Genomic DNA, 7,648 nt, shown 5'->3' with positions numbered 1-7,648 from the left:
GACCAGTACCCCCGACCGGATTCGAACCGGCGCTACTGCCGTGAGAGGGCAGCGTGCTAGGCCGCTACACAACGGGGGCTTGTCTTCACTTGTCGCGGTGTGGACCGCGGGTACTGCGCTGGGGTACCAGGACTCGAACCTAGACTAAATGAACCAGAATCACTCGTGCTGCCAATTACACCATACCCCACCAGAGTTGAACCCCAGTCGGGGATCTTCTCGGGCTTGCGCCTCTCGGTCCGGCCCCGGCGTGGGTTTCGCTCCCTCGTCGGTGCCCTCCCGGGCGGCGCAGAAAGAACATTACCCGACGTCCGCCCCGGCTCCAAAATCGATAACCCCAGGCAGCGCGCGGGGGGCCGTCCGGTGACGTCCTGGAGGCCGCGGACCCGGCCCGGAGGCCGGATCCGCGGGGGTGCCGAACGGGGCCGGCGGCAGCTCGCGGCCGTGCGCGGTCAGGCCGCCGGGAGGGCCGCCAGGGCCGCGCGGAGCCGGCGCAGCGTCTCGGAACGGCCGAGCAGCTCCATCGACTCGAACAGCGGCGGAGAGATCCGCCGCCCGCTCACCGCCACCCGCAGCGGGGTGAAGGCGAACTTCGGCTTGATGCCCAGACCGTCCACCAGCGCCTCGCGCAGCGCCGCCTGGATCGGCTCCGGGGTGAAGTCGTCGAGCGCCTCCAGCGCCCGGACGCCGGCCTCCAGCACCGGCCGGGTGTCCGCGGTGAGCACCTTGGCCGCGTCCTCCGGGTCGACGGCGAAGTCCTCGGGCGCGACGAACAGGAAGCCGGCCATCGGCACGATCTCGCCCAGCACGACCATCCGCTCCTGGGTGAGCGGCGCCACCTTCGCCAGCAGCTCCAGCTGCTCGGCGGTCGGCTCGGCCGGCAGCAGACCGGCGGCCCGCAGGTGGGGCACCAGGCGGCGGGCGAAGTCCTCCGGGGCCAGCCGGCGGACGTGCTCGGCGTTCACGGCCTCGCACTTCTTCAGGTCGAAGCGGGCCGGGTTGGCGTTCACCTTGCCGATGTCGAAGGCCGTGACCAGCTCGTCCACGGTGAAGACGTCGCGGTCCTCGGCGAGCGACCAGCCCAGCAGCGACAGGTAGTTGAGCAGGCCCTCGGGGATGAAGCCGCGCTCCCGGTACAGGTTGAGCGAGGCCTGCGGGTCGCGCTTGGAGAGCTTCTTGTTGCCCTCGCCCATCACGTACGGCAGGTGGCCGAAGCGCGGGGTGCCGCCGTCGCCCACGCCGATGTCGGCGAGCGCGGCGTAGAGCGCGATCTGCCGCGGGGTGGAGGAGAGCAGGTCCTCGCCGCGCAGCACGTGGGTGATGCCCATCAGGGCGTCGTCCACCGGGTTGACCAGGGTGTAGAGCGGCGCGCCGTTGGCCCGCACGATGCCGTAGTCGGGCACGTTCTCGGGCTCGAAGGAGAGCGTGCCGCGCACCAGGTCGTCGAAGGCGATCGTGCGGTCCGGCATCCGGAAACGCAGGATCGGCTCGCGCCGCTCCAGCCGGAACACGGCGATCTGATCGGCCGTCAGCTCCCGGCAGTGGCCGTCGTAGCCGGAGGGCTTCCCGGCCGCGCGGGCGGCCTCGCGGCGGGCGTCCAGCTCCTCGGTGGAGCAGTAGCAGTGGTAGGCATGGCCAGCCTCGTGCAGCCGGCGGGCGACGTCGGCGTAGCTGTCCATCCGCTGCGACTGCCGGTACGGCGCGTGCGGGCCCCCGATCTCCGGGCCCTCGTCCCAGTCCAGGCCGAGCCAGCGCATCGCGTCGAGCAGCTGCCCGTACGACTCCTCGGAGTCGCGGGACGCGTCGGTGTCCTCGATCCGGAAGACCAGGGTGCCGCCGTGGTGGCGGGCGAAGGCCCAGTTGAACAGGGCGGTGCGGACCAGGCCCACGTGCGGGTTGCCGGTCGGGGACGGGCAGAAGCGCACCCGGACGGCGGGTTCGCCCGCGGCCGGGCCGCTAGCCACGCTTGACCACCTTGTTGGCGAGGGTGCCGATGCCCTCGATGGAGACGGCGACCTCGTCGCCGACCTGGATCGGACCCACCCCGGCGGGGGTGCCGGTGAGCACGACGTCGCCGGGCAGCAGCGTCATGGCCTCGGAGATGTGGACGATCAGCTCGGCGACCGAGCGGACCATCTCGGAGGTGCGGCCGGCCTGCCGGAGCTCGCCGTTGACCGTGCAGGTGATGGCGAGGTCGGACGGGTCGAGGTCGGTCTCGATCCACGGGCCGAGCGGGCAGGCGGTGTCGAAGCCCTTGGCCCGGGCCCACTGGCCCTCCCGCTGCTGGACGTCGCGCGCGGTGACGTCGTTGGCGCAGGTGTAGCCGAGGATCACCTCGGGGACCCGCTCCAGCGGCACCTCGCGGCACATCCGGCCGATCACCACGGCCAGTTCCGCCTCGGGCTGGACGTCCGAGGAGAACGGCGGGTAGGCGATGCTCTCGGTCGGGCCGATCACCGAAGTGGAGGGCTTGAAGAAGGTCAGCGGGACGTCCGGGACGGCGTTGCCCAGCTCGGCGGCGTGCGCGGCGTAGTTGCGGCCGACCGCGACGATCTTGTTGGGGAGCATCGGGCTGAGCAGCCGGACGTCCTGGAAGCGGTAGCTCTCACCGGTCGGCTGGGGCTGGCCGAAGGGGTGGCCGGCGAGGGCGTGGACCACCAGCGACTCGGGCCTGGCCGGGTCCCCCTCGACCACACCGAAGGAGACGCTGCCGGCGGCAGGGCTCCCTTCCCGGACGGAAAACCTGGCAATGCGCACGGCTGGGCTACCCCTCGCTTCGACGGCCGCCCGGGGCGCGCCCGGGCGCTGGTGGGCACCGGACCCCGTTCGGGTCCGGCCCCGTTCAATCGCGGACCAGGCTATCGCGCGGGCCCTGAGCAGGCCGCTTCACCAGGGCCGGGGGTGTTCGCGCCGAAGGGCGCCGCCACGGGGAGTGGCGGCGCCCTTCGAGGTGCGCGGCACGCTTCGGTCCCGCGGAACGCTTCGGTCCTGCCGAACGCTTCGGTCCCGCGGAACACTTCAGTCCTGCGGGACGTTCACCACCGGAGCGACCATCAGCCGGGTGCGGCGCGGGTTGGCGGTGGAGGTCGGCAGCTCGGTCGCGTAGGTCGCGACGTCCTCGGCCCTGCGGGCGCCGGGGATCGTGCTGAAGTCCTCGACCGAGGCCAGCGTCGTCCGGCGCGGGTTCGCCGTGGACCGGCCGGTGAGCGTGGACTGGGAGGCCGAATTCGCCTGGGACATCTCGTCAGCACCTCGGGGTCGTGGCCGGCGACCGACCGCGATCGGCCCCGGCCTGAGTGATTGGGGGAGATTCTGGGCAGGCTGAACGGGGCCGTGCTCCGGATACCGCACAGGTTACGGATCTCTTTCCACAGTCACCGTGACCAAAGCTACACATTCATCTGTGATTTTCGTCACAAATCACGGAACATATCGCCGATATCCGACATGTCGCGGCATCAGTTTTTACCGGCATATCGGATATATCAGGCATACCCGAAGCGCCTCGCATCCTGTTGATCTCGGACCCGCTTGGCATGTATCTGGCGGGTGTCCGAAAAAGGCGGTATTCCGGTCCGGTTACCGCACAGACCGTGAGATTCCGCGCGCGTTGGGTAGTGCCGTCCGGTGTGCCCTGGCCGCCCTTGTTGGGATTCCCCGGCTGTGCTGGAATGCCACGGACCGTGGGTAGGGAGCAGTCCACCCCGGTGACCCGCTCTCCCGGACCGGCCGGGGTGCGGATGGAAACTCGACACCGTCCGGGCCGCGGCGACGCGGCGGGACGCCCGGTCCAGAGGTTGCGACGCCAGTGCAGGGACGTTTCAAAAGGGGTAGCGGCGCCGCGGGAGACCCGGAGTCGCGTGAGCCCGTGGCAGCCCCCCAGCCCCCGGCGGCCCCCGGCGGTCCGGCCGAACCGACGCCCGACGTGATCGGCCGGGCGGAGGAGGAGAGCGCGGACCGGAAGTCGGCCCGGGGCAAGCTGCGCTCCTCCCTGACCCGCCGCCGCGCCAAGGGCATGAGCCGGCTCGCCATGCGCAACTGGCGCATCCGCAGCAAGCTGATCGCCCTGCTCGCGCTCCCGGTCATGGTCGCGCTGGTCCTCGGTGGCCTGCGCATCCAGACCTCGCTGGAAACCTCGCAGCAGCTGGCCCAGATGGCCAACCTCTCCGACCTGGCCAAGAAGGCGACCGACCTCGCCAACGCCCTGCAGAACGAGCGGGACGTCAGCGCGGGCCCGATGACCGCCAAGCCCAACGCCCAGCTGGACGACGACATCGTCGCCTCCCGCAAGGTCACCGACGACCTCAGCCGCACCTTCACCACGTCCGCGGACAAGTTCGAGAACCTGGAACTCTCCGGCGGCAAGGCCCTGCTCTTCCAGATCCGCAAGGACCTGAACTCGGTCTCCGACGCGCGCGGCAACCCGTACCAGAACAACCAGAACATCCAGGCGACGATCACCGCCTACGACGTGATCATCCGCGACCTGCTGGCGATCACCCAGGACATCGCGCTCGCGTCCAACAACCGCGAGCTGGTCCGCGCGACCCGCGCCCTCCAGCAGTTCTCGCTCGCCAAGAACTCCACCTCGCAGCAGCGCGCGCTGATCAGCGCCGCGCTCGCCAACCCGGGCGGCCCGGACCTCAGCCTCAGCGACGAGTCCTTCGGCATCCGGCTGAAGTCCTCCTACGACAACGCGCTGACCGGCTTCAACAACATCTACACCTCGCACGACCTGGACAACCTGCGCGGCCAGCTGAGCTACAACTCGGTGGTCGCCGCGGCCGACCGCTACGCGCGCTCGATCCTCCAGCAGAGCGGCATCCACCAGACCGAGGTCGTCAGCTACAAGGACTGGTACGAGCAGTCCACCGCCAAGATCGCGGCCGAGCGCCGGATCGAGTCCAAGCTCATCGAGGACCTCGACGGAAAGGCCCAGGACCTCCAGGCCCAGGCCGACACCGAGGCCCTGGTCATCGGTGCCGCCATCGCCCTCGTGCTGCTCGTCGCCCTCGGTGGCGCCGGTCTGATCGCCCGCTCGATGGTGCGCTCGCTGACCCGCCTCCAGGCCGCGGCCGAGGACGTCGCCGAGCGGCGGCTGCCCGAGCTGGTCAAGACGCTCTCCGAGACCGACCCGCACGACGTGGACGTCGCCGTCGAGCCGGTCGGCGTCGACTCCGCGGACGAGATCGGCCACGTGGCCCACGCCTTCGACATGGTGCACAGCGAGGCCGTCCGCCTCGCCGCCGAGCAGGCCCTCCTGCGCGGCAACATCAACGCGATGTTCACCAACCTCTCGCGCCGCAGCCAGGGCCTCATCCAGCGCCAGCTGTCGCTCATCTCCGAGCTGGAGAGCCGCGAGGCGGACCCGGACCAGCTGGCCAACCTCTTCAAGCTGGACCACCTCGCGACCCGCATGCGCCGCAACGGCGAAAACCTCCTCGTCCTCGCCGGTGAGGACCCGGGCCGCCGCTGGACCCGCCCCGTCCCGCTGGTCGACGTGCTCCGCGCCGCCGCCTCCGAGGTGGAGCAGTACGAGCGCATCGAACTCGCCGCCGTGCCGTCGGCCGAGGTCGCCGGCCGCGTCGTCAACGACCTCGTCCACCTGCTCGCCGAGTTGCTGGAGAACGCCACCTCGTTCTCCAGCCCGCAGACCCGCGTCCGGGTCACCGGCCACGCGCTGCCGGACGGCCGGGTGCTCGTCGAGATCCACGACACCGGCATCGGCCTGAGCCCCGACGACCTCGCCGAGATCAACGAGCGGCTCGCCAACCCTCCGACGGTGGACGTCTCGGTCTCCCGCCGCATGGGCCTCTTCGTGGTCGGCCGGCTCTCCCTGCGTCACGGCATCCGCATCCAGCTGCGTCCCAGCGACTCCGGTGGCACCACCGCGCTGGTCATGCTCCCGGTGGACGTCACCAACAGCGCCGACCGCCGTGGCGCCGGTCGCCCCGGTGGCGGCGGCCAGCCGCCCAAGCAGCAGCGCGGGGTCGCCCCGACGCCGCGCCAGCAGCGCCAGGTGCCCGCCGGTCCGGGCGACCGCGCCGGAGCTCCGGCCGCGCTCGGCCAGGTGGCGGGCGGTGCTCCGCAGGGCCGGCCGCAGCTCGGCCAGGGCGGCCCCGGCCCGTCCGGCGGCCAGGGCGCCCCGAACGGCCCCGGCGGCCAGGGCGGTCCGAACGGCCCCGGTGGGCAGGGCGGTCCGGGTGCTCCGGGTGCTCCCGGCGGCGGTCTGCCGACCCGCCAGGTCGGCCAGGCGCTGCGTGAGAACGCGCCGCAGGCGGGTCGTCCGGGTGCCCCCACCCCGCAGGCCCCGGGCCAGCAGGCCCCGGGCCAGCAGGCCCCGAACCAGCAGGCTCCGGCCCAGCAGGGCGGACTGCCGCAGCGCGCCCAGGGCCAGCAGGGCCCGAACCCGCAGGGCGCCCCGAACCAGCAGGGCGGTCTGCCCCAGCGCGGCCCGAACCAGGCGCCGAACCAGCAGGCCCCGGCCCAGCAGGGCGGCCTGCCCCAGCGCGCCCAGGGCCGGCCGGGCCCGAACCCGCAGGGCCCGCCGCAGGGCGGCCCCGGCGGTCTGCCCCGGCGCGGCCAGCAGCCCGGCGCGCCCCAGCAGGGCGGTCCGCAGCAGGGCGGTCCCACCGGACGGCGCCCCGGCCAGGAGCGTCCGCAGGGCAACGGCGTCCCCGCCGCCCGCGGCGGCGAGCAGCCGCAGCACGGCTGGGCCGACCAGGCGGGCCGTCCCGGCGGGCCGCAGGGTGCCCGCCCGGGTGAGCGTCCGCAGGACGGGCTGCCGCAGCGCCAGCGGCCCGGCCAGGGCGGTCCCGGCCCGCAGGGCCGTTCGCCGCAGGGTCCCCAGGGCCCGCAGCAGGGCCACGGCGGCCGTCCGCAGCAGCCGGGCCCGGGCAACCGCCGGCCGCAGCCGGGCCAACAGCCCCAGCCGCTGCCGGCGGCCGAGCCCTCCTCGACGGAGAGCACCCAGCAGTTCGCCCGCCCGCGCTTCGAGGCCAGTGACATCGACCCGCGCGACCCGCTGGGTCTCGGCCTGGTCGAGCCGGTGCTGCCGAACGTGCCGAACCCGGGCCGTCCGGAGCGCCCCGTCCAGCCGCAGCAGCCGCAGGCCCCCCAGCAGGTCCAGCAGCCGCCCGTACGGCAGGAGCCGATGGCGCTGCCCACCGGGCCGTCCGACGGCGGGGCGCCGGCCGGGCAGGGCTGGTACCGCGAGGACGGTCACCCCGGGCAGGAGCGGCCGCGGGCGTACCAGCCGCGCCGTCCCGGCACCACGGCCCCGGGCTTCCAGGACGAGCCGCGTCCGCAGGGCGCCCAGGCACGTCCGCAGCGGCAGCCGCAGCAGGGCCCCGCTCAGCCGCAGGGCCAGCAGCCTCAGGGTCAGCAGCCGCAGGGCCCGGCCCAGCAGGCCCAGCCGGGCCAGCAGCCGCAGCCCGGCGAGGCCCCGTGGCGCCCGTCCGCCAACGACGAGCGCTGGCGCCGGGCCGAGCAGGTCCGCGAGCCCTCGACCAACGGCGTCACCATGTCGGGTCTCCCCCGGCGCACCCCGCAGGCCAACCTGGTCTCCGGGACCGCCGAGTCGGCCCCGCTGACCGGTCCGCAGGTGTCCCGCGCGCCCGAGGAGGTCCGCGGCCGCCTGACCAACCTG

4 protein-coding genes and 2 tRNA genes are annotated in these 7,648 nt (G+C 73.3%); 1 reads left to right on the top strand and 5 read right to left on the bottom strand.

The window, feature by feature from the left end; translation table 11 throughout:
• Window positions 1-6 precede the first annotated feature (6 nt).
• From ACFP3U_RS28695 to ACFP3U_RS28675, 5 genes are all read right to left on the bottom strand, one after another.
• A tRNA-Glu gene (locus tag ACFP3U_RS28695) sits at window positions 7-79 on the bottom strand.
• A gap of 39 nt (window positions 80-118) precedes the next feature.
• A tRNA-Gln gene (locus ACFP3U_RS28690) sits at window positions 119-190 on the bottom strand.
• A gap of 262 nt (window positions 191-452) precedes the next feature.
• Window positions 453-1,964 (bottom strand): glutamate--tRNA ligase, encoded by a 1,512-nt coding sequence (gene gltX, locus ACFP3U_RS28685; RefSeq protein WP_380228624.1) that lies wholly within the window; start codon window positions 1,962-1,964, stop codon window positions 453-455.
• Complete coding sequence (locus tag ACFP3U_RS28680; protein WP_380228623.1) at window positions 1,957-2,757, bottom strand: fumarylacetoacetate hydrolase family protein; 801 nt, start codon at window positions 2,755-2,757, stop codon at window positions 1,957-1,959. The genes gltX and ACFP3U_RS28680 overlap by 8 nt, the downstream gene beginning before the upstream one ends.
• A gap of 261 nt (window positions 2,758-3,018) precedes the next feature.
• Window positions 3,019-3,240 carry a hypothetical protein gene (locus ACFP3U_RS28675; protein WP_380228622.1) on the bottom strand — a complete coding sequence of 74 codons (222 nt, stop codon included), beginning with the start codon at window positions 3,238-3,240 and terminating at the stop codon, window positions 3,019-3,021.
• A gap of 628 nt (window positions 3,241-3,868) precedes the next feature.
• Here ACFP3U_RS28675 and ACFP3U_RS28670 point away from each other — a divergent pair.
• Window positions 3,869-7,648, top strand: a 3,780-nt coding sequence (locus ACFP3U_RS28670) for a sensor histidine kinase (protein ID WP_380228621.1), incomplete at its 3' end; no start/stop codon positions are given.

This window comes from Kitasatospora misakiensis, from assembly GCF_042656005.1.
In the GTDB taxonomy this organism is placed as follows: domain Bacteria; phylum Actinomycetota; class Actinomycetes; order Streptomycetales; family Streptomycetaceae; genus Kitasatospora; species Kitasatospora misakiensis.
The sequence above is the reverse complement of the archived record's forward strand: the minus strand, read 5'-3'. Positions and strand labels throughout refer to the sequence as shown.